This is a genomic window from Microbulbifer mixtoriginis (SeqCode) (assembly GCF_052467705.1).
Genome location: NZ_CP174322.1, coordinates 2,879,754 through 2,901,738 on the forward strand (window position 1 = coordinate 2,879,754; position 21,985 = coordinate 2,901,738).

Here is a 21,985-nt window from a genome sequence, read left to right on the forward strand (position 1 = left end):
AAGTCTGAACTACTACAGTTGATCACTACACTTCACTAGCCCACCAATTCTAGAGCACTTTAGAGTTTACACAATGGAAACCTCAACGAAAACAGGTGCCTGTTCAATAGTCTCATGATATGGTTTAACAAATCTAATTTGCGTCCCATCAATTTCGGTCAACTGTTTAGACCAAGCTAAATCATAAAGAGTTTTCAAATCATTCTTATCAGCTTCAGTGAGCTCACTTTTTCCCCCATAATTCATGATGGAGAATGGCTTGTGCGCACCATAGATCACACTGGGCCAAGCTTTCTCTTTCAAATCAGCAAAGAAATGCCTTAATCCAAATATGTGGCCCAGCTCGTGAATCATAGTATCAACCTGCTCTTTCCGACTTTGTTCAAACATTGTGGGAAATAGCACCAATTCATTACGCCCCGAATTAGGAAAAAAGGCACGCGCTAAAGTACAGCCTACCACACTACAACTTTCTACAGGCTCTACTCTAATTTTAAAGTCCCAAACATTTGGGTTCTCATTAAATTTGACCGGAGAAGCATCCCCCCACTTTAACAAGGCCTCCCCAAGTAGAGCCCGAATATAGTTTTTTACTTCGCCTGGGTTTTTAAAATACCGCAAAGACTCTTCATCAAATTTCCACCTGAGAGTTACATCTTTACCCCATAGGGGGATGTACCCCTCTCCACTGTGTAACACTAAATCCAGTGGGGATCTATTTTCTAAGGCAGGATATCCCACTTTATCAGTGACACAAATCTTATTCTCACCATACTTATGAACTATAGGCTCGACGCAAGAATCACATTCTTTTTTTGACTTAAGTTCCAGATGGAGTGTTTCATTTGAATAGCTGCTATTGTCTGATGACACTGTAATCCACCAATATAAAACAATAAAGAAACATAACTAAAACGATAATACATGTTTAGTAAAACGCGGGGATATAGGTGGTTTCTCGCAGCAGAATCCTTTCGAAACAATATTAGAACCTCATAATCTATGCCATAGCACTATTCTCATTGCTTAACCAAGTCCCATCCGAGTGGGCATCCACAGTCTCTACTCCAAAGTCATGGATAAAGTGGCGAAGACTTTCTTTAGCTTTGTCGGCAGTCTGCTTCTTATTGTTGTAGACGCCTTCAAGATTAATATAATTGGCAAAAATGATAGCCCCGACCGTATCAATAGACTTCAGCTGCGCCTGGTAGGCAAGGTATACGTCCGTCGACACCTGATACTGCACTTTAAGGATCGGACAGAAGATCACATGGTTATGTGATCTTAAGACTGAGCTCAACAGGAGTTTTATCCATCCATGAAAGGTAAGAAATACTCAAGTTAAAACTGGACATAGCAATTTTCTAGTGACCACCTAAAAACAGTGCAAAGTGATACTGCCTGGGCTCAACAATCATAATGGCCTTCGCCAACAAGAGAACTAAGCCCAGCACAGTGGGCCAGAAAGTGAAACCTCCAAAAATCTGTTCAGGTATTTCGTTAATTTCCCAAAAATATCATTCTAGATTCACGGATAAAGTAGATTTCTATAAGAAAGCACAACGTAGTAGAAGAAACCCAACAAACCAGCAAAGGCGCTCCAGTAGCTTGAACCTGAATCACTCGTTCAATTTTATCTCACTCCTTTACCTACTCTTTGCTTTTGATCCCCCTTGGCAAAGCCATCGTTTGATAAATTGATATAATGGGAACAAGTGGCATCATGAGAGTATCGCCAAATAAATGACTTGATGACTAGCGACGCTTTATTTTTTTAATTCTTAATTAGTGCCACCCACCTATATAGATTGAACATCACTATATCAATACAAATACCCAAGAATAACAACATGAGTGCGGCAGCTAATGCTATTAGAGGAGCCTCTACATGCTCATTAGAATTCGGCAAATGAGCCACAAAGTAAGTAAAAATTAATATAGCGAGCAAGTATAGAGTCCAGCACCTTTCGAGGTGCTGAAAACATTTATTCTAATTAATTTGAAACCTTAAAACGATGAGCTCTGCTAATACAAATATTATTACTCCAGTTAAAGACAAGACTAGAGCAAATTGCATTGCTCTAGGTAAGCTTGGAAATAATGTTGCTGTGTGTGTCATCTCCCAAAATTTAAGACCAAGGACCAGGGATGTGAACCAAGCAGCGCCCAAAAACACCCCTACAAACGGTTTAAATTTCCAGTAACTTTCAGTCATTTTGAATTCCCCAACTTTGTTTGGACACTCAAAATTTCAGATGTAAAGTAAATTACGTTGAAAACTATGACTACTAAAAAATCACTTACGATTCAAAGAGTCGTAGCCCCAGTATATTTAAACCAGACAGAATAATGGCATATTTGTCAGCTATCGTATGGTTTGCGATTGGAGCCCTACTCATACTAACTCTAACTCCCTGAGGTAGTATGAGTAAGCTGATCAGTTTATTCGGCTATCCTTGTATCCCTATTAGCCTCCTCTCTGCCATGTACAATCCGATAAAGCAGTGGCAATACAAATAACGTCAACAATGTCGAAGAAATAATTCCCCCAATCACTACCGTGGCTAGGGGTCTTTGCACTTCAGCTCCTGTACCTACATTCAAAGCCATAGGCACAAAGCCGAGGCTGGCCACCAATGCAGTCATCAACACCGGACGCAGGCGGGTCATGGCGCCGTCGATAATTGAAGTGAAAAGCCCGCCTCCTTGCTGGCATAATTGACGGATAAAAGAGAGCATTACCAAGCCATTTAAGACTGCCACACCTGATAGGGCGATGAAGCCAACTCCTGCAGAGATCGACAGTGGCATACCACGCATCCATAGAGCCAGGACACCCCCAGTCAACGCCAAGGGGACTCCGGTAAAGATAATCAGGGCATCCTTAAACGATCCAAAAGCCATTACCAGTAAGCCGAGAATGATAAGCAACGTTAGCGGCACTACGATTGACAAGCGGGTACTTGCGGATTCCAGCTGTTCGAAGGTACCCCCATAGGCAAGCCAATATCCTGCTGGCAGGGATACCTGCTGCTTGATACTCGCCCTCGCCTCTTCCACAAAAGAACCCAGATCACGGTCGCGCACGTTGGCTGTTACCACCACACGTCGCTTACCATTTTCACGGCTTATTTGATTTGGAGCTGGCGTCATCTCCAAACTGGCAACTTCAGACAATGGCACATAGCTACCCAGTGGACTACCGGCGGGTAACGGCACAGGTAAATCACCGAGACTTTCGTAATCACGACGTAGTTCCTCCGGCAGGCGTACTACCAATTGGAAACGACGGTCTCCTTCGTAAATCAATCCGGCCTCCTCCCCACCAATCGCGGTGGATACCAAATCCTGCAGTGTTTTCAGATCAATACCGTAGCGGGCAAGTGCGATACGCTTGGGCACAACAGAGAGAACCGGCAGTCCCTCTACCTGCTCTGCCCTCGCATCGGCAACCCCTTCAATACCATTGAGCACACTGAGGATTTCATTAGCGGAGGCCACCAGCTGATCCAGATCATCGCCGAATACTTTGATGCCCAGATCTGCACGCACCCCGGAAATCAGTTCGTTAAAGCGCATCTGAATTGGCTGAGTAAATTCGTAGTTGTTACCTGGCAACTGACGCACAGCTTCTTCAATCTCTGCTACCAGTTGCTCTTGAGGTAGTTTCGGATTAGGCCACTGGTTCCGGGGTTTTAGGATCACAAAATTATCGGCCACATTGGGGGGCATTGGGTCTGTGGCCACTTCTGGCGTGCCTATCTTTGCGAATACTTTGTCTACCTGGGGAAATTCTTTAATTCGCTGTTCCAACAAGCGCTGCATCTCGACCGATTGCTCCAAACCGGTGCCGGGAATCCGCAAGGCGTGTAGTGCGATATCTCCCTCATTCAATTGAGGAATAAATTCCGAGCCCAGGGTGGTTGCAAGCCAGCTACAAAAAAGTACCAGTGCAAGAGCCCCGGAAAGTACCAGCCAGCGCACTTTCATCGCAGCGATTAGCAGTGGCTTATAAAGAGATTTGGTAGCAACGATCAGCTTGTTTTCTTTCTCACTGATTTTGCCTGTGAGGAAAACAGCAACCGCTGCCGGTACAACTGTCAGTGAAAGCACCAGCGCAGCCAGCAAAGCCATTACTACAGTAGCAGCCATGGGGTGGAACATCTTGCCTTCCACACCGGTTAAGGTGAACAATGGTATATACACCACCGTGATAATCAACACACCAAACAAGCTTGGGCGAATAACTTCGTTAGTGGCTTGAAAAACCAGTTCCAATCGCTCTTGCAAGGGCAACTTACCACCTTTACGGCCCTGGGCTTCGGCAAGTCTGCGAATGGCATTCTCGACAATAATCACCGCCCCATCGACAATCAATCCGAAGTCTAGAGCACCAAGACTCATCAAGTTTGCGGAAACACCGGTTTGCACCATGCCGAAAATTGTGGCGAGCATAGAAAGCGGAATTACTGCTGCGGTGATAAAAGCTGCTCGAATATTCCCCAGTAGCAGGAACAACACTACAACAACCAGTAACGCCCCCTCGATAAGGTTTTTCTGTACCGTAGCAATGGCTTTATCTACCAGAGTGGTGCGGTCGTAAACCGCTTCTACCTTAATACCCTCCGGCACGGTAGACTTTACTCCCTCCAAGACAACCGCAACATTGCGGGCTACCTCTCGGGAGTTCTCCCCCACCAGCATCATAGCGGTACCCAGTACCGTTTCTACACCATCTCGCGTGGCAGCGCCGGTACGCAGTTCCTTACCGATAGCCACTTCTGCCACGTCCGAAACTTTAACCGGCGCCCCACTGCGACTGGTAATCACTACATCTTCAATTTCGGCGATACCTTGTAACTGGCCTGGTGAGCGCACTAATAATTGACGACCATTATTCTCCAGGTAGCCGGCACCTCGACTCTCGTTATTCCGACGCAGGGCTTCGGCGATGTCTTCCATGGAGAGACCAAAGTTGAGCATCTGCCGAGGATTGGGAGTAACGTGATACTGTTTGTTGTAGCCACCAATGGTATTCACTTCTGTAACACCGGGCACCAAAGACAATTGCGGCTTGATAATCCAATCCTGAATTTCCCGCAGTGCCGTGGCATCGTAGGGCTGCCCGTTCGGCTGGGTAGCGCCGGGGTTTGCCTCCACTGTGTACATAAAGATCTCACCAAGACCGGTGGCAATAGGCCCCATCTCGGGCTCCAGCTCCGGGGGTAAATTGCTCTTTATGGCACCGAGGCGACTGTTAATTAAATTACGGGCAAAATAGAGATCAGTCCCCTCCTTAAAAACCACAGTGACCTGGGATAGCCCATAGCGGGAAATCGAACGGGTGTATTCCAAGTTGGGGAGACCGGCAAGAGCTGCCTCCACCGGGTAGGTAATCCGTTGCTCAGCTTCTAATGGCGAGTATCCGGGGGCCTCAGTATTAATCTGTACCTGGACATTGGTAATATCGGGGACCGCATCAATCGGTAGTTTCTGGTAACTCCAAATCCCCAGCCCCACCAATACAAAGATCAGGGACAGCACGAAAAAACGCCGCTCAATTGAGAAGCGCAGGATGCCTTCAATCATCTTCTGGCCTCAATTAGTGATTATGTGCAGCGCCGGATTTTTCGATATCCGCTTTGATCAGATAGCTGTTCTCAGTGACATAGAGATCCCCCGCTTTGAGACCACTCAGCACTTCCGTTACTTTGCCATCGGTACGCCCTAGCTTGAGCGGGCGAATTTCGTAGGCTTCGCCCACCTTGACAAATACCACTGTCCAATTGCGAAATGGCTGCAGAGCCCGATTTTCCACCACGAGAGGTACAGGACTTTCACTGGTTACCACTTGGCCCTGAACCATTAAATCGGTTGTCCAAAGATCGTTAGGATTCTCAATTACCGCTCTTGCAATCGCGAAGGGTTGGCCATTACCGCCGGGAGCGAGGCTAGCAATGGTTGAATCGAAAGTTCTCTCTCCAGCTGTAATGGACACTTTTTGGCCGCGACTGATCTGACCACGGCGAGTGGGAAATACCTGTAGTTCAGCCCACAATTGATTGTAATTGGCGATAGTAAACAGGACTCGTTCACCACTAAACTCACCACGGCTGGCTTGTTTATCGATTATCTGGCCGCTAATAGGCGCAACCAGCGGGTAAGTTTGCAGGCTGTCATTGGATTCAATCGTAGCGAGTTTTTCCCCTTTTTCTACCAAATCACCCAGTGCTTTTTCGATAGTGACCAGAGTTCCCGGGTAGCGTGCGCGCACATGGCTAAGGCTGCGGTGATCAACGGCTGTTTTACCGTATAGAGTGACACTCTCTTTTATTGTGCCGGAGCCAGCAACAGCAGTTTCAATGCCGGCTTTTATTGCCATTTCCTCAGAGATTTGTACACGGCCTTCATGGGATTCGTAACTCCATTCTGCTCGCTCCCCGTTATGAAGAACAGAAACAGTAACATCGAAAGAATGCGGCTCCCCTACAGCACCTTCACCGCGGTAATACCCGTTGCGTTGCTCCCAGGTAAATGGGATACGATCCACTTTCCCACCGAGTCTCTTTAACTCTACGGCAAGGCGAGCATTTTCCTGAGGCTTATCTCCCCGAGAAATCCAAGCGCGAAATTCCGGCTGAATGCCTCGCTCATAAATAAGCAGTTCAACTGACAGATCACCCTTTTCCAATAAACGGCCTCCATTTGGGCCTTTCTCTACCTCATGCTCGCCGTGCTCATCATGGCTATCACTATGATCACCACTTGCATAGCTTTGGGGCACCAACCAATTCCCCAAGAGAAGCAGGGAAAGGAACAGTATCGCCAGCTGATTCGCTTTAGTTGACTCACTCATATTTCAATCCAAAATTATTTACTGCTATCGACGCTCAAGGGCCCCAAGGGTCCGGCGGTCAGCTGTTCAATTTCCGCGCCGAAAAGAAGTACGGATCTCGCCGCTTCAATGCGGGCTCGCTCGGCACTCAACAATTCATCCCGGGCAGAAATCAGGTCTACATAGGAATCCCTACCCCGGCGGTAAGCGCGATCCACTTCAGTTAAAGCCTGGCGCAGCTTGGGGATTACAGAGTCTTGCAAGGTGGAGACAGTGCCCAGAGCCTGTTCACGGCTGGTCACTGCGAGAAAAAGCTGTGGGTAGAGCTGCAAAAGTGCTGCCTCACGACGCAGCATGACCTCATCCAGCTCTGTCATTGCCGTTAGTTCAGCACCGCGATTACGTTTGGCGGTAAATAGGGGGACACTGAAACCCGCTTGGACTGCAGTTTCATTCACTGCCGGATTCACACGAAGACCTGCATACCATCCAACATCCGGTCTGGAATTCGCCTGGGTCAGGCGTAGCCGGGAGGCTTGCAAACGCTCTTCAGAAGCAAATCGTGCTATCGCAGGGTTTGCCTGGGCTCTTTCATAAAGCGCCTCAAAACTTGCACCCGGATCAAAGCGATAAAGCTCAGCGGAGTCCACGCGATAATTTTGGGCTGGCTGCCCCCAGAGTGCCGAGAGCGCATGCTTGTAGTACACCAGCATGCTCTGATCGGTCTGTTGTGCGAGGATCGCTTTTGCCAGAGAAGACTCCGCACGCATACGCTCTGAGACGGGGCTGGCCGCAGCACTGACCCGCGCGCTTACAGCGCTCAAAGCCTCACGTGCCAGCGCGACTTTCTCTTCCGCCAAAACCACCAGCTCTTGGGCGGCCAAGACCTGGGTATAGCGGCGGATCACTTCCGCCAACAGATCCAAAGCCTTAGCCTGTTCATCGGCGATTAACAGGTCGCGCTGCGCATTGACAACATCTATACGAGCCTGGCGTTTATTGCCCATCTCCACGACTGAAGAAAGAGTTACCGTCAGCTCAAACTCATTGTCAGCATCGTCCTCTGGATCTGGAGTATTGTCCGAGTCACCTTCATTGAAGTGCTTATACTCGGCCTCGACACCCAGCTCCATCTCCGGCTTTAGTGCCGCAGTCTGCCCGGCACCATCCAAACCCCTTTTCTGCAATGGAAAAACTGCAAGCTCCGGATTCTGCGCAAGCGTAAGCCCTATCGCATCCGGTAGTGTTAGCAAGCCCCCCTCCTGTGCAAATACAGGTTGCACAGGCAAACACAATATCGCCATCGCCAATAGCCAGGCGGCAAGGCGACGAATCACACTCGCAATGAGCGTGTGAAACAAATCCATGGATATCTCCCAAATCACATCCCATATACGTGAGTTGGGTCTTGCGACTCTCTTAACTCACGCAGTAATAGATCGATCAGACTTGGGTTATAGGTGGGCGCAGTAAGGGGGAGAAGTAACCGCTGGGTACCGCGACATTAATCACTTCACGATAAGAAATGGTACCCCAGAGAAAGGGTTGGAATGACTGTCCGAGCAGTCCGGCAACGGTACTGCCATGGCAGTGGCAACAGTGATTACAAAAGTCGAGAAGTGGCGACTGTTGCGCGGGCTCATCAATAGGGAGCGAAACTTGAACCACCTCGCCAAATTCCGGCGAAGTGAATTCACTATTGAGATCAGATTGGTCCAGATGGTGGGGAAGTAGATGCTCGGTTACATCCTGCAGCTCTTCATGACTGTCATAGAAAGCCCCTGCGGTCTGGAAGACCAGCAGTGCGATCAATAAAAAAGACAGCCTAACTAGGTTCATATGAACAAGGGGACCACAAAATCTTATCCTGGACTCTAGCAAACATGTCAGGATAGCTCAAACAGAAAACCCTCTCAGAATTTGCGCACCGCCAACGGCTTTGAAAAATAGAAGCCCTAGTCAGCAAAGTGAGCCCCCTGTCCATTTGGTCACCCTCAACTCCTCTACACTGATTTTGATGCCATTAACTTGAGTTTGTACCGGGAGGTATCTGTATATGCTTGCCCCTCATCCACTTGGCTGCCACACCAGAGCAATGCTTCTTGCTGTGTCAATAGCCTTAATTCCGGCCGTAGCTGCACAGCCCACTCCCCCACCGCCTCAGCCAGGTAGTCCGCCGACCCAGGACCAGCAGGGGGGCTCAAACAATCCACCGCAGGGCCAGCCCCCAGCTCCTAGTGACAATACTACCGGTCAGGGCCAACCCCCTGCGCCACCGGGGGACACAACCGGTCAAGGTCAACCCTCTTCACCACCAGACACCTCACCTGGACAAGGGCAAAGCGCTCAGTCCCTGGCGGGAGTTGACCAAAATGGTGAAGCTATTGATCCCAAAGCTATGGAGGCACTGAAGGCAATGGGAAAATACCTGGCGAGCATGAAGATGCTGATGTTCAAAGCCAGAATTTTTGCCGATGTAGTACTTGAGAATGAGCAAAAGTTATTGATCGGGGGCAAAGTCAGATACATGGCAATGCCACCAGATAAACTGCGCGTGGATATGACTACTGATTCAATTACTCGGAACTTTATTCACAATGGTGGCAAGTTCACCATGATTGCCCCGCGCAATGGTTATTTTGCCGAAATGGAGGCCTCTCAACCCACCTCCCAAGTACTCTCCAAGGCAGCAAAGGAATACGGTATTGAAGTACCTTTTGCAGACCTTCTGGAATGGGGGCGCAAACCGGACGCCTGGGCAGGGATCAAGGAGGGCTTCCTGGTTAACTCTCCCAAAGTTAACGGGCAACGTACCAAGCACTGGGCTTTCCGTTCGGAAAACCTGGACTGGGAGATCTGGATCCAGGTTGGTGATAAGCCCCTACCACTTCGCATATCCACCGTTAATACCCGCGATCCAGCCAAGCCGCGCTTTATCGCGACACTTAAATGGATGAAGGCCAAACCAGAAGCGGCAAAAGAGTTCACTCCAGCTACCGGGAAGCACAAACAAATCCCGTTTAAAAAGGCTGAGCCAAACAAGCAGGAGGCGCCACAATGATCCACGCCAAGCATCGTAAGTCGCAAGCCTTGTCACTATGGGCGGCACCACTATTTCTCTCCGGAACTCTGCTCGCCGCAGTGTTCAGCTCTCAGGTGGAGGCGCGCGAGCATTTTGGTGGACGCGGCGCGCATTTTAATGTGGGTGGGCACTTTAATGCGATTCGCCCAGGACCCGGAGGAGGCTTCCACGGTGAATTTGCACGGGGGGACTTTGAGCGCAGGTTTCCAAACCATCCACCATTCCACCCCATTCGCCCAGGGCACCACCGTCACCCTCCTTACCCTCCACCCTGGCGCCCTCGACACTGGCCCTATCCCGGCCCTAGATATTGGGGGGTTACTGCTGTGGGTGTTGGTGGCTGGCTCTACACACTACCTCCCAGCTGTGTCAGTGTGACGGTCGGTAATGTGACCTATGAGCGATGTGGGTCTTATTGGTATCAACCCCATTTCGTGGCAGGGCATATCGCCTATCGGCATGTAGGAGCACCACGGCGGCCGCGGAGATAGCTTGAAATTCTTCCAGCGCCTAACTGAAACTCCCTGTTGGGTTTATGGCGCTGGGAGACTTATAGGAAAGTTAGTCCTCTGTTCTTTCAGGCCCACCCTCGGCATAGGATTTACTGATACCACGGAGGATGCTGAGCTGTTTGCCAAAGTTCCTACATGGGGCGCACATTGCCAAATGCAGCTTAAGGCTGGCCTGCTCTCGCAAGTGCAGCCTGCGCTCCTGGGACTCCGACATCAACCGCGTAGCTTCCCGGCACGATTTCATTGACTCAGCCCTCCACGCCAAACCAGTTATCTTCCAGGCATTCACGTAATCGCAGGCGCGCCCGGTGCAGTGTCACATTTAAGTTGCTCACCGAAATCTCTGCTGCGGCACAGATCTCGTGGCTCTCCAGCTCAATGAACTCTCGCATCATAAATATTTGCGCCTGACGGGAAGGCAGATGATTGAGGCATGCATCGAAGATTCGCCAAAAATGCTTGTCGTGAATAGCCGACTCGGGGTCTGCCCATTTCTTTGGTCGCTCATCCTTTCTCCAGTGGCCGGTTTGATCAAATAACTCGTCGTGATCGTGCTCCTCGCGATCGCCACGCACCAGCTGGTCTGCATCAACAAAGCGCTGCCGTTGTCGCAAAATGTCGGCAATCTTATTCTTCAAGATGGCAAACACCCAGGTTTTCAGGGCCGATCGCCCGGTAAAGCTGCGGGAGTTTTTCAGGGCTCCCATAAGGGCTTCTTGCACAGCATCTTCAGCCAATTGGGCATCCTGCAACTGCAAGCTGGCAAAACGAAGCATCTGCTGGCGCAGATCCACCAGAAACTGGGGGTTCTGCAAGGATTCCTCAACTCTTGGTTCAGGCGAAGCATCAGGGGCAAGGTAATCGCTCAACTACGTTCCCTCATAAAATCGAAGCGGAGACCGGCGATATTAACTAAAAAGCGAGAATTATCTAACAGCCAGCTCACCCTGACACCAAAAGGCAACTTAATTCCCTCTGCCGGTACTAACAACACAATCACAAAGTTATTAGTCGTGAAGCAGCGAGACTTGTTACAAAAAGAAAGGACAGGTAAAAAATAACCCTCGAATGGCGCCCAGCGCCCGAAAGGAAAATCACTCTGCGAAAGGTATGCTCCATGCATGATATTGTTCAGGACTACTACGGACGCCAGCTAAAAAGCACATCAGATCTCAAAACTGATGCCTGCTGCGATGCCAGTGCGGTGCCAAGTTGGCTGAAGCCGCTACTAGCCAATATACATCCAGAAGTCCTATCCCGCTATTACGGTTGCGGGCTCGTTTGCCCCCCGCTTTTAGAAGGCTGCAGGGTTCTCGATCTTGGCTGTGGTTCAGGTCGCGATGTCTACCTCCTCTCCCAACTCGTGGGAGCAAGCGGTGAAGTGGTCGGTATTGACATGACCGATGAACAACTACAAGTTGCCCGCCAGCACCAGGGTTATCATGCGGAAAAGTTTGGTTATGACAACATCACCTTTCTGCATGGTTATATCGAAAAACTTGATGAACTCGGCCTGGAACCGGGCAGTTTCGATGTTATTGTCTCCAATTGTGTCGTGAACCTCTCTACCGACAAAGGGGCCGTGCTACGAGGCCTATATCAATTATTAAAGGAAGGTGGGGAGTTTTACTTTTCCGATGTGTATGCCGATAGGCGTGTCCCTGACACCCTGCGCACGGATCCGGAACTCATCGGCGAGTGCCTGGGTGGCGCTCTCTACTGGAACGATTTCCTCGAACTGGCCCAAGCCAGCGGCTTCCGCGACAGCCGCCTGGTGGAAAGTCGCCCACTGGAAGTGACCAATGCGCTTTTGCTTGCCCGGTGTGGCAGTGTTCGCTTTTACTCCGCCAGCTACCGTCTTTTCAAACTGGCAGGCTTGGAAAAAGACTGCGAAGACTATGGCCAGGCTGTAGTTTATAAGGGGAGCATTCCAGAACAACCGACTGAATTTGTATTGGATGGACACCACCGGATTGAGAAGGGACGTGTGTTTTCTGTCTGCGGTAATACGTGGAAAATGCTGGCAGAAACGCGCTTAGCTCCCCACTTTGACTTTATCGGTGACTTCTCCCAGCACTTCGGTTTATTTCCCGGTTGCGGTCGAGAGATGCCTTTCTCTGAAGGGACTACTAACCCTTCAATAAGCAGTAGCGACACTGGTAGCCAGTGCTGCTAACCGTTGACCCAACTACTCAGCGTCGCAACAGCGACGCCGAGTATTCAAGCTCTATTCCGCCGAATGACAAAGTCGAGAAATTTAGGGACTCTATGTTCGAGCCAATAATTCGGCCGCCATACAGAACCCCCAACAAATCCCACATGCCCCCCCTGTAAAGTGACTTCTAACTGCACCATGGAGCTCACTTCTCTCTTCTCGGGAATAGCCGATGGACAAACGAAGGGATCATCCACAGAATTTACGATCATCGTTGGCACCCCAATTTCCCGTAAAAGATGCTTGCTAGATGCCTTGGTGTAGTAGTCATCAACATCCCGGAACCCGTGCAAGGGCGCGGTAAAAGTGTTGTCAAAGCGCCGGAAGTTGGCAAAGACCGTAGCATCATCCACATTTGGCAGAGCTGCCGCCATACAAGGGTCTTGCGCCTTTTGTTTGAGAGTGAGGCGCAGGCAACTCAAAAGATGGCGCTGGTAAAGTCTGGAAAGGCCAGTATTAATCTTGCGACTACACGCATGGAGATCCATTGGAGAAGATATCGCCACCGCCGCAGCCACCGGGCTGCAGGTTCCATCCTCCCCCAGCATCTTAAGCAGTACATTGCCACCCAACGAGTAACCCACCACCGTAATTGGGGTCAGGGGTAACTCCCCCCTCAGCTGTTCTACCAACCAACGTGGATCCTCACTATCTCCGCTGTGGTATGCCCGGGGCAACCTGTTTGGCACACCCCCACAACCGCGGAAGTGCATGACAGCAACCTGGTAGCGGCGTGCGAGTAAGGATTCCATCATACCCTGGACATAGGGAGAAGCCACCGAGCCACCTAGACCATGGAGAATCAAGACTAATGGGAGTTCAGGGTCATCAACCAAAGGGCGAGGAGTGAGTAGTGCGAGACAATCCCCGTCCGGTGTTTCATACCAACGGCACTGGGTTTCTATCCATGGAGCTGGGCGATGCACACGGCCAAAGACGGTTTGAATATGACAGTTTCCAAGGCCTGTGGCGGGGATAAACTGATCAGTCATATACCGGATTCCGCTATTGCTATTTACCTGCCCTACTCTGCTCAATTTAGGCACTTCTATATAGAGACCAAGCAGAGCTGGCTTCGCGAAGCATGAGGGGTAGCTATCCCTCGAAAGTATTGCGCGAATATCATCAGTATATAACCTGCGAGGACATATGTTGGGATAGGCGACGGGTATCGTGTGTTATTACTGCAGTTGAACCTTAGTTTTGGACATCGTTTCAGGCACGAAGATCAGAAAGAAGGTTGCGGCAATAGTGGCAATCCCCGCCAGCGATAAGAACGCGGCGTTATACCCGAAGTACTGAACAACATATTCTGCCGAGAAATTACTGCAGGCAGAACCAATTCCGACTAAAGCAGCCATGGCGCCCTGAGTAATGTTGAAGCGTCCTGTACCCTTAGTAAGATCGGCGCACATCAGAATGATGATCACCCCAAAGATGCCGTTGGCCACACCGTCTAACGACTGTATAGCCACTAAAAAGAAAGGGTTATCTGTAGACATAAACAAGAGCGCACGAATTGGGTTAATACAAAAACCGATCATAAAGATAACTTTACGTCCCCAGGCATCGGCTTTGGCTGCACACATTAGTGACATCAACATCATCCAAAATTGCGCAGCAATTATGCAGGCAGAGGTAAAAGCAATGGCCTGGTTCACATTCGAATTGAGTGACAGCTTCTGGCTGACCAGAGGCAACATAGCCGCATTGCCAAAATGGAATAGAAAAACACTCACAGCCAAAGCGATCAGGCGTTTATCGGTAAGCAATACAGAAAAACCGGCAGGCTCCCTTTTTCCCGAAACATCGCGCCGTTCACCTCCCCGTGCTCGAATATGATCAATTGAATGAGCAGGAATAAATCCAACTGAGATAGCCATTAATACGCCCATAACGGCCATCAACCAGAAAACCCCTTCCGCAGCGATCGTTAGCGCTACAATTCCAGCAATCGCCGCAGCAAATACATTGCCCGCATGATTGGCCGCCTGGTTAGCACTTGTCTGTAATGTAAAAGTCTTATCACTACAAACTCCCAGAGTAATGGCTGCAATAGAGGGAGCCACGAAAGCAATAGCCGCCCCCATTAACACCTGGGAGCCATAAATGACAGGTTTGTGATTGGCCAGTGCAACAATAGCGATAGAGACAATCGCAATAATGATTCCGCAAGTTGCTATTAGCATACGCTTAAAGCGGGTGCTATCGATAAAAGCCCCTGCGGGTGTTTGTAATAAAACCGTGGTGATGCCACCAATAGCTAAAACAATGCCAATATCCCCTGGCTTCCAGTGCATAGCTGACAACAGGTATATCGCCAAATAAGGACCTAAACCTGCAACCACATCTCCCGCGAAGAAGTTCGTAAAAAGAAGAGGCTTGTTTAAACTCATAGATAAGTCTTATTGTGGGATTTATCAGCCCAGGTGGATGCCCTGACACCAAGTAAAAGAAGCGGAGAATGATTTTTAGAGTAGCAGTAAGCAGAGACGACATCCGAGGCTGCGCCAATGTCCCTTAGCCTGATAGTATCGGCGATCATCTTCTTAATGATTGCTGCCCGGCAGTGGCTCCCCTCCTCGATTCGCATCTGGCATATTATGACCCTTGGTGCGATCGCTTTACTGCTCATGCGTCAAATTACCTTTAGAGAGGCTTTCTGGGCCATAGATTGGGATCTGATATTATATTTATTCTCGGTCTTCTCTATTGCCTCAGCCCTGTACGACACAGGGATATCCGCACAAATCAGCCACCGGATTCTTTCAATCAAGCATCCAAGTCTTGTATTAACAAGTTATATCCTCGTAATGGCAATTTGTGCAGCCCTTCTTACCAATGATGCCGCTGCTGTAATCGGTGTACCCATTGCAATTGTACTTGCGCGGAATATGAAATGGGGACTGATTCCACTCCTGATTACACTCTGTGCAACAGTCACAATTGGCAGCATGGTATCCCCCGTAGGCAATCCCCAAAACATACTGATTGCCAACGCCGGGAACTTCGACAATATGTTTGTCGTTTTTGCCCAGTGGACTCTTGTACCCGCTATCGTCACTATGTTTCTGTCCATGCTATGGCTGAAACGTTTTTTCAAAACCAGCGATATAATCAATTACGAAGCTAGTAAAGAGTACAGGGAGACGAAAAAGGTTACGCAAAAGTGGCCGGCACTTTTATCTGCAGCCCTATTATTAATCTTTATTGTCCTTGCCAGTATCCTACACAACGTGGATGGCATATATCACCCAAGTATTGGGCAAATCGGGCTAGCCGCTTGCTTGCCGATATATTTGGCCAGCCATGAACGCAGACGGATATTAAGAGAGGTAGACTGGCCTACTCTTTTTTTCTTTGTTTCTATGTTTGTTGTAACCGGATCACTGCTACAATCTGGCTCTCTCCAGCACTTCCTGAAAATGGGCAATATTGATTTAGCAGAACCAGAGACCGTAGCTTTTGTCAGCTTCTTTGCAAGCCAGCTATTCTCCAATGTACCTGTAGTAGAGATCTACCTTAACCTTTTGCATCAACGTGACCCCCAAACCTTAATGATGCTTTCCGCAATATCTACAGTTGCCGGCAACCTGTTTATTATTAGCGCGGCTAGTAATGTTATCGTGCTACAGCAGGCAGAGAAATTCGGGGTAAAGCCTTTTAATTTTTGGCAATTCTTTTACCTGATGCTGCCAGTCAGTTTTATAAGCGTACTGATAAGTTATATCTGGATTCTTTGGTATGCATCCTGGCAGTAAACAGCAACAAAACCTACAGTAGTGAGTCATAAAGAAGCCATTTAGATATACTTAAGCTTTTTTAGGTTTCTCTATACGCGCGTATAAACGGTAATCGCCATTTTGGAGCAACAAATAGATATTATAAGGTTCGAATTTTTCACCATCTTCCATTCCAGGGCTCCCAACCGGCATCCCTGAAACTATTAGCCCCACACTACCCTCTGGCGGTGAGGCCAGAAAATTCTGGATATAAGTAGCCGGAACATGCCCCTCAAAAACATACTGATCGCGCCATACCGCTGTGTGGCAGCCTTCCATTCCTCTAGGAATACCCCATTTACGTTTAACCTCCTGCATATTCACTTTAAAAACAGAGGTGGCCGTGAAGTCCTTTTCCTTTAGGTGCGCCATCCATTTTTTACAGCAAAAACATAAAGGATGCTTATAAACAATAAGTTCCGCAGCGTCATCACCGCTTTCTGCGACAGCACCACCAACTAGTGCGATAGCAAATAGAAGCAATAAAAAAATCCTTTTCAACTGCCACCTCTTTATTCAAATTTTAAATAGCCTGAGCGTAATGAATCACATAAGTCTTAGCAGAATCCTGCCAAAAGCAAACGGACTCAAATCCACTGTGGGCCAGTAAACTCTTGAATCCAGCAATTGAATACTTGTGACTATTTTCAGTATGGATTGTTTCCCCTTCAATAAAGTCTATACATGTATCCGCTATAGAAACACTGTGGTTTTTAAGACAAACCAAGTGCATTTCCACTCGCTGACGCAACGGGTGGTAAAATGCTCGATGCGCGAATAGAGAAAGATCAAAGTTTGCTCCTAGCTCAACATTGATCCTTTGCAGAAGGTTCAGATTAAACCGCTCAGTAACGTGATCACTATCGTTATAGGCTCGCTCTAAAATCACAGAATCCTTGACCAGGTCTGTACCAATCAACAAGCCATCGCCAGCACCAAGATTCGAGGCAAACAACTTCAATAGGCGCTCCGCCTCCAATGGCTCAAAATTTCCTATTGTGGACCCCGGAAAAAAGATAACTTTTTTTCTTGAGGAAACATGAATAAGCTTATTCCATACCTCAGATTGGGAAAAATCACCCACCTCACTCCACACCTGAACTTCCGGCAAACTCTTTTTGATCCGTTTTTCTGCCTCCAGTAAAATCTCGGGAGAAATATCTATTGGGCAGTAGCCCCTGGGGGAATCCATAGCATCAAGAAGCTCTTCTACCTTCTCACAATTCCCTGCACCTGGCTCTATCAGCAGTGTTTCAGGTCCAAATTTTTTAGCAATTTCATCCCGATAGGATGTAAATATATCCGCCTCATTTCGGGTCAGGTAGTAATCTTGTGAATCGCAGATTTCCTCAAACAGGCGTGAACCAACTTCATCGTATAAGTATTTGCAGGGCAATGTCTTTCTTTTTCTCCCTAACCCCTCCAAAACATCCCCCAGGAATTCATTATTCTGGAGTTGATTCTCAATAACTGACGATACGGCTGCTTTCACTTTAGTCTCCTGCCAATCGGACACCGGTAAATTGCCACGCTTGATGTGGATAAAAGAAATTCCTGTAACTGATTCTGATATGATCAGACGGGGTTGCGAAGGATCCTCCGCGCAAGACCTTCTGGTTACACATGAATTTGCCGTTGTACTCGCCAACTGCATCCTTGTGGGCCTTAAAACCGTGGTATGGCAAATAAGCACTAGAAGTCCATTCCCACAGATCCCCCAAGAACTGGGTATGGCCATTTTGAGCCGCCAAGGGCTTCAGATTACGTTTTTCCAACAAGTTTGCACTGGCAAGCTGATTTACTTGTCGCAAGTGACAAGCCGCTGCCTCCCACTCAAATTCTGTTGGCAGTCTTTTACCGGCCCAGGTAGCAAAGGCATCCGCCTCATAAAACGAAAGGTGATGCACAGGTTCAAAACCATTCAGCGGTTGTAACCCATGTAACGTATATTGCTGCCAACCATCCTTCGTTTCACGCCAATACAAAGGATGTTTCTGATCGTTCTTTTGCACCAGTGACCAACCATCCGACAACCACAGGCGATGCTGTTGATAGCCTCCATCCTCAATAAACTCCAGATATTCAGCGTTACTGACTAAACGTGAAGCAATTGAAAAGTCGGGCAGAAACTGTTGGTGTACAGGCCCTTCATTATCAAAAAAGAAATCCTCCCCATCACTACCGATACCATAGAATCCGCCGGGTATTTCCAGCCAGCAAAGTGCAGCAACACTCTCAGCTTCTTCTTCGTGAGTATTATCACAATAAGCAGGTGCCATTGGATTCATCGATAGAGCATGCTTGATATCAGTCAGCAGTAATTCCTGGTGTTGCTGCTCATGATTGAGGCCAAGATCCAGCAAAGCACTAATGGTTGAAGTAATGGGGGCTATATCTAACAGCTGTTCTATTGCCGTATCTACAGACTGGCGATAGGCGTAGATGCGCTCAATTCCAGGCCTGGAGATTACCCCCCTTTGCGGTCTGGAGTATGGGGTACCCAAACTGTTGTAGTAGGAATTAAAAAGATGGTGAAAATGTGGGTCAAAGAGCTGGTAATTGGGGAGGTAAGGAGCGAGTAAGAATGTTTCAAAAAACCAGCTGGTGTGCGCCAGGTGCCACTTGGTTGGGCTCGCATCCGGCATCGACTGCAGCTGCATATCCTCGACAGATAAAGGTGCAGCAAGACACTCTGTCTCTCCCCGCACCCTTTGATAAGCTAAAAGAACCCGCTGCTGTAACTCTTCCAGAGATACTTCACCTGCAAATATTGTCATATCAATTATCAACTACGATAGAATTCAGTTCTATTGAAATCATCATACGCAGTTTTAGGCGTATTCCTAAGAGCTTGCAGAACTACACGACCTAATCCACGCCACTTTATTCAATTAAGAAAAACTCATGCAAAAAAAAGGGCCGGATAACCGGCCCACACTCTCGTCATGCTGACATGAATAATGAATTAAAATCGTGCAGTAAAATCTGCGCCATACATTCTCGGCATAAAACGCCATGCCGGGCTCGCCCCGATCGCAGCACCAGTGCCACCATAACCCCCAGCGATTTCCTCATCGGTTAAGTTCTGCACCCAAAGGGCTACTGAATAGTTATCCGATGCGCTATTCCAAGCAGCACGCAGATTAAATAACTGATAATCATCCACGATGCGGGTTCTATCGGTGATGGAGCCGATGCGCTCATCCGTCCAGTTATAATCTCCACGGAATACAAACTCTCCACCTGAAGCTAAATCCACTGTGTACTCAGCCATCAGGTTGAGCTTACTTTCGGGAGTGGAAACCCTGGCCTGACCAACCTTGGAGTCTTCCTCGGTTTCACCAATAGCCGTAATAATTTGGTAGTCTGTGAATTCAGTGTCCAAGTATGAATAATTACCGGCAATGAACAGACTATCGGTAGCGGCCCACTGCACTTCTATCTCGGCACCGGTCCCCTCAGCGTCGGCATTTCTCAGGTTGTAGCTGGGGATTGGGTAACCGACCAGATCCAACTCCTGAAGGTTTTTATACTCATAGGTGTATACAGACGCATTTAGACGCACGCGGTTATCAAACAGGCTACTCTTAAGCCCCACTTCCAAATTGACGACATCTTCCTGATCAAATGAGGATTCCACACCTGGACCAAAGTTAAGGCTGTTAAATCCGCCGGCCTTAAAACCATCCGCCAAGGAGATAAAGGTCATCATCTCATCAGTCCAGCGATAGTCGAGCACAATGCGGCCGGAAATATCACTCCAGCTATCACTCAGCTTGGAATTTAACTCTGTTTGACCATTGTTATAAAAGGCGATGCCAAAAAGCTGTGAGCCCAGGTCAACTGTTGGCAGTGTGATACTGCCGACTTTATTGCCATTTTCATCTAGGAGATCCACGTCTCCGCCAGACAATGACAGCGGGATACTGTTGCCATAGGCGGTTTGAATAGTGAAATCTTTCTTATCGTAGGTGTAGCGGGCACCGACCGTCAGATCCATTTTGTCGGTGATACTCCAGGTCATATCGCCATAGAGCGCTGTAGAGCGATAATCACCAGTGTTGCGCACACTCTCGTTCCAAGGGGCATCAGAAGCTATCCAGGGCTGGAAGCCTGCCATCATCTGCTCTACAACCTGATCCGCCCTGAGCATACTGCCACTTACCGGCGCTCCTAGCGCATGAAGTAACGCATCCACCTGGCCACTTTGCAACATCAAGTCATAGACAAAAGTCGCACTGGCAACGCCTTCCAGCCCCATCGACTGCAATAACTGCCGATTCATAACCGCCAGGTCTTCCTGCTCTGTTTGGGTCAATTCTGGAAAACTCTCTTTGATACCTTCGTAAACGGCAAAAGATTCAACAGAACCGGTAGTGAAATAAGCGTAAGTTGTGTGGTCCAACTCCTCTTGGGAGTATGAGGCTCCCAGAGTCCACTTAATCGAGTCGGTAGCGCCGTTGAGGCGAAATTCCTGCGAGAACTGGCTTTGGTCATCTGTATTCGCAGACCCAAACATATGGTCAGGATTGGCTGTGCCATCCTCGTCCTGCTGCAGGTGCGCATCAAACTTTCGATAAGCCGTGATCGAGGTAAGGGTAAAGTTATCGAACTCTTTGCTAACAGTCAGGGAAGTGCCGAAAGAATCTCGATCTTCAATGGTTGGTGTATCCAGAGCGTAGTCCCCGAATACATCGGTTCCCTCTTTTAGGCTGGGCACAATAGTTGTGCGCAACGCACTACCCTGATCCATTACGCCATAGTCTGCCCGCCACAGCACCTCAATATCTTCCGCAGGCTCCCACAGAACAGATGCCCGGTAGGTCTGGGTATCCTGATCACCTACTGAAAAACCACCCGCCAAATTATCCGCAAAGGGGTCTCGGCGGTTAGTGGATGCGGAGAAACGAGCGGAAAGCGTATCGGTTAGCTGGCGATTGAGAAGCAGATCGGAGGACTGGCGGCCATAATTACCAGCGGTGAGATTTAGCTCGACGGTATTATCTGCCTGAGGCTTGGTGGTAATAATATGAATGGCCCCACCCGTAGCGTTACGCCCAAAAAGCGTACCTTGTGGGCCTTTCAGAACCTCCACTCTTTCTATATCCGTCAGGGGAATTTCGGCGCCCGCACCGCGACCGGTGTAGACACCGTCCACATAAACAGCAACGGCCGGATCGGATCCCACGGTCCAATCGTTGGTTTGAATACCGCGGATACTGTATGTTGGCTGCAAAGCGGTATCATTGTGCATCTCGACACCAGGCGTATACCGGCCCAGATCCGTGAGATTTTTGACACCCGACTCTTTTATATTTTCCCCAGTAAATGCGGAAATCGCGATCGGTACTTCCTGCAGGTTTTCCGCTCGCTTTTGTGCCGTAACTACAACTTCTTCAATTTCTGCAGCTTGAACATTAGCGCTCACAGCTGTAAAGAAGGCAATAGCGCCGGAGAGGATAGAGAGGTTAAATTGACGGTTTTTTACGGTGCTACCAACATCGTGCATCATCGCGTCCTCGCATTTATTGTTATACAGCGTGATGTATTGGTTTTTTA

19 protein-coding genes are annotated in these 21,985 nt (G+C 48.6%); 4 read left to right on the plus strand and 15 right to left on the minus strand.

What is annotated here, in order from left to right; all coding sequences use genetic code 11:
- Window positions 1–66: 66 nt before the first annotated feature.
- From ACJJIB_RS12560 to ACJJIB_RS12590, 7 genes are all read right to left on the minus strand, one after another.
- Complete coding sequence (locus ACJJIB_RS12560) at window positions 67–873, minus strand: zinc metalloprotease (protein ID WP_444886304.1); 807 nt, start codon at window positions 871–873, stop codon at window positions 67–69.
- Window positions 874–1,000: 127 nt separating this feature from the next.
- Complete coding sequence (locus ACJJIB_RS12565) at window positions 1,001–1,234, minus strand: hypothetical protein (RefSeq protein WP_444886305.1); 234 nt, start codon at window positions 1,232–1,234, stop codon at window positions 1,001–1,003.
- A gap of 756 nt (window positions 1,235–1,990) precedes the next feature.
- Window positions 1,991–2,215: a hypothetical protein gene (locus tag ACJJIB_RS12570; RefSeq protein ID WP_444886306.1), complete on the minus strand. Its 225-nt coding sequence runs from the start codon at window positions 2,213–2,215 to the stop codon at window positions 1,991–1,993.
- A 227-nt stretch (window positions 2,216–2,442) separates the two neighbouring features.
- The gene (locus tag ACJJIB_RS12575) at window positions 2,443–5,589 is read right to left on the minus strand and encodes an efflux RND transporter permease subunit (protein WP_444886307.1); all 3,147 of its coding nucleotides are present in this window, start codon (window positions 5,587–5,589) and stop codon (window positions 2,443–2,445) included.
- A gap of 13 nt (window positions 5,590–5,602) precedes the next feature.
- Entirely contained in the window at window positions 5,603–6,856 is a 1,254-nt protein-coding gene (locus ACJJIB_RS12580; RefSeq protein ID WP_444886308.1) for an efflux RND transporter periplasmic adaptor subunit, read from the minus strand.
- Between the two features lie 14 nt (window positions 6,857–6,870).
- Entirely contained in the window at window positions 6,871–8,202 is a 1,332-nt protein-coding gene (locus ACJJIB_RS12585; RefSeq protein ID WP_444886309.1) for a TolC family protein, read from the minus strand.
- 76 nt (window positions 8,203–8,278) lie between these two features.
- Complete coding sequence (locus ACJJIB_RS12590) at window positions 8,279–8,674, minus strand: hypothetical protein (protein WP_444886310.1); 396 nt, start codon at window positions 8,672–8,674, stop codon at window positions 8,279–8,281.
- A 268-nt stretch (window positions 8,675–8,942) separates the two neighbouring features.
- On the opposite strand from ACJJIB_RS12590, the gene ACJJIB_RS12595 reads away from it, so the two are divergent.
- Entirely contained in the window at window positions 8,943–9,896 is a 954-nt protein-coding gene (locus ACJJIB_RS12595; RefSeq protein ID WP_444886311.1) for a DUF2092 domain-containing protein, read from the plus strand.
- Window positions 9,893–10,408 (plus strand): hypothetical protein, encoded by a 516-nt coding sequence (locus ACJJIB_RS12600; RefSeq protein WP_444886312.1) that lies wholly within the window; start codon window positions 9,893–9,895, stop codon window positions 10,406–10,408. The genes ACJJIB_RS12595 and ACJJIB_RS12600 overlap by 4 nt, the downstream gene beginning before the upstream one ends.
- A 70-nt stretch (window positions 10,409–10,478) precedes the next feature.
- Here ACJJIB_RS12600 and ACJJIB_RS12605 read toward each other — a convergent pair whose 3' ends face one another.
- Both ACJJIB_RS12605 and ACJJIB_RS12610 read right to left on the minus strand, forming a co-directional pair.
- Window positions 10,479–10,673, minus strand: a complete 195-nt coding sequence (locus ACJJIB_RS12605) for a zf-HC2 domain-containing protein (RefSeq protein ID WP_444886313.1) — start codon at window positions 10,671–10,673, stop codon at window positions 10,479–10,481.
- A 4-nt stretch (window positions 10,674–10,677) separates the two neighbouring features.
- The gene (locus ACJJIB_RS12610) at window positions 10,678–11,298 is read right to left on the minus strand and encodes an RNA polymerase factor sigma-70 (RefSeq protein WP_252081768.1); all 621 of its coding nucleotides are present in this window, start codon (window positions 11,296–11,298) and stop codon (window positions 10,678–10,680) included.
- Window positions 11,299–11,546: 248 nt separating this feature from the next.
- On the opposite strand from ACJJIB_RS12610, the gene ACJJIB_RS12615 reads away from it, so the two are divergent.
- Entirely contained in the window at window positions 11,547–12,605 is a 1,059-nt protein-coding gene (locus ACJJIB_RS12615) for a methyltransferase domain-containing protein (RefSeq protein ID WP_444886314.1), read from the plus strand.
- 44 nt (window positions 12,606–12,649) lie between these two features.
- Here ACJJIB_RS12615 and ACJJIB_RS12620 read toward each other — a convergent pair whose 3' ends face one another.
- Both ACJJIB_RS12620 and ACJJIB_RS12625 read right to left on the minus strand, forming a co-directional pair.
- Window positions 12,650–13,636, minus strand: a complete 987-nt coding sequence (locus ACJJIB_RS12620; RefSeq protein WP_444886315.1) for a hydrolase — start codon at window positions 13,634–13,636, stop codon at window positions 12,650–12,652.
- A gap of 189 nt (window positions 13,637–13,825) precedes the next feature.
- On the minus strand, window positions 13,826–15,040 hold the full coding sequence (locus ACJJIB_RS12625; protein ID WP_444886316.1) for an MFS transporter: 1,215 nt from the start codon (window positions 15,038–15,040) through the stop codon (window positions 13,826–13,828).
- Between the two features lie 117 nt (window positions 15,041–15,157).
- Here ACJJIB_RS12625 and ACJJIB_RS12630 point away from each other — a divergent pair, with 117 nt between their 5' ends.
- Window positions 15,158–16,405 (plus strand): ArsB/NhaD family transporter, encoded by a 1,248-nt coding sequence (locus ACJJIB_RS12630; protein ID WP_444886317.1) that lies wholly within the window; start codon window positions 15,158–15,160, stop codon window positions 16,403–16,405.
- A 51-nt stretch (window positions 16,406–16,456) separates the two neighbouring features.
- On the opposite strand, the gene ACJJIB_RS12635 is transcribed toward ACJJIB_RS12630, so the two are convergent.
- The 4 genes from ACJJIB_RS12635 to ACJJIB_RS12650 form a co-directional block, all read right to left on the minus strand.
- Entirely contained in the window at window positions 16,457–16,927 is a 471-nt protein-coding gene (locus tag ACJJIB_RS12635; RefSeq protein WP_444886318.1) for a DUF411 domain-containing protein, read from the minus strand.
- A 22-nt stretch (window positions 16,928–16,949) separates the two neighbouring features.
- Complete coding sequence (gene egtD / locus ACJJIB_RS12640; protein WP_444886319.1) at window positions 16,950–17,918, minus strand: L-histidine N(alpha)-methyltransferase; 969 nt, start codon at window positions 17,916–17,918, stop codon at window positions 16,950–16,952.
- A gap of 1 nt (window position 17,919) precedes the next feature.
- Window positions 17,920–19,203 carry an ergothioneine biosynthesis protein EgtB gene (egtB, locus tag ACJJIB_RS12645; protein ID WP_444886320.1) on the minus strand — a complete coding sequence of 428 codons (1,284 nt, stop codon included), beginning with the start codon at window positions 19,201–19,203 and terminating at the stop codon, window positions 17,920–17,922.
- Between the two features lie 188 nt (window positions 19,204–19,391).
- Entirely contained in the window at window positions 19,392–21,938 is a 2,547-nt protein-coding gene (locus tag ACJJIB_RS12650) for a TonB-dependent receptor (RefSeq protein WP_252081776.1), read from the minus strand.
- Window positions 21,939–21,985: the final 47 nt, after the last annotated feature.

Excerpts from the sequence above, each read along its gene's own strand:
- ACJJIB_RS12570 (WP_444886306.1), bottom strand. The coding sequence starts at position 2,215 with ATGACTGAAAGTTACTGGAAATTTAAACCGTTTGTAGGGGTGTTTTTG.
- ACJJIB_RS12575 (WP_444886307.1), bottom strand. The coding sequence starts at position 5,589 with ATGATTGAAGGCATCCTGCGCTTCTCAATTGAGCGGCGTTTTTTCGTG.
- ACJJIB_RS12580 (WP_444886308.1), bottom strand. The coding sequence starts at position 6,856 with ATGAGTGAGTCAACTAAAGCGAATCAGCTGGCGATACTGTTCCTTTCC.
- ACJJIB_RS12585 (WP_444886309.1), bottom strand. The coding sequence starts at position 8,202 with ATGGATTTGTTTCACACGCTCATTGCGAGTGTGATTCGTCGCCTTGCC.
- ACJJIB_RS12590 (WP_444886310.1), bottom strand. The coding sequence starts at position 8,674 with ATGAACCTAGTTAGGCTGTCTTTTTTATTGATCGCACTGCTGGTCTTC.
- ACJJIB_RS12600 (WP_444886312.1), top strand. The coding sequence starts at position 9,893 with ATGATCCACGCCAAGCATCGTAAGTCGCAAGCCTTGTCACTATGGGCG.
- ACJJIB_RS12605 (WP_444886313.1), bottom strand. The coding sequence starts at position 10,673 with ATGAAATCGTGCCGGGAAGCTACGCGGTTGATGTCGGAGTCCCAGGAG.
- ACJJIB_RS12615 (WP_444886314.1), top strand. The coding sequence starts at position 11,547 with ATGCATGATATTGTTCAGGACTACTACGGACGCCAGCTAAAAAGCACA.
- ACJJIB_RS12620 (WP_444886315.1), bottom strand. The coding sequence starts at position 13,636 with ATGACTGATCAGTTTATCCCCGCCACAGGCCTTGGAAACTGTCATATT.
- ACJJIB_RS12625 (WP_444886316.1), bottom strand. The coding sequence starts at position 15,040 with ATGAGTTTAAACAAGCCTCTTCTTTTTACGAACTTCTTCGCGGGAGAT.
- ACJJIB_RS12630 (WP_444886317.1), top strand. The coding sequence starts at position 15,158 with ATGTCCCTTAGCCTGATAGTATCGGCGATCATCTTCTTAATGATTGCT.
- egtB (WP_444886320.1), bottom strand. The coding sequence starts at position 19,203 with ATGACAATATTTGCAGGTGAAGTATCTCTGGAAGAGTTACAGCAGCGG.
- ACJJIB_RS12650 (WP_252081776.1), bottom strand. The coding sequence starts at position 21,938 with ATGATGCACGATGTTGGTAGCACCGTAAAAAACCGTCAATTTAACCTC.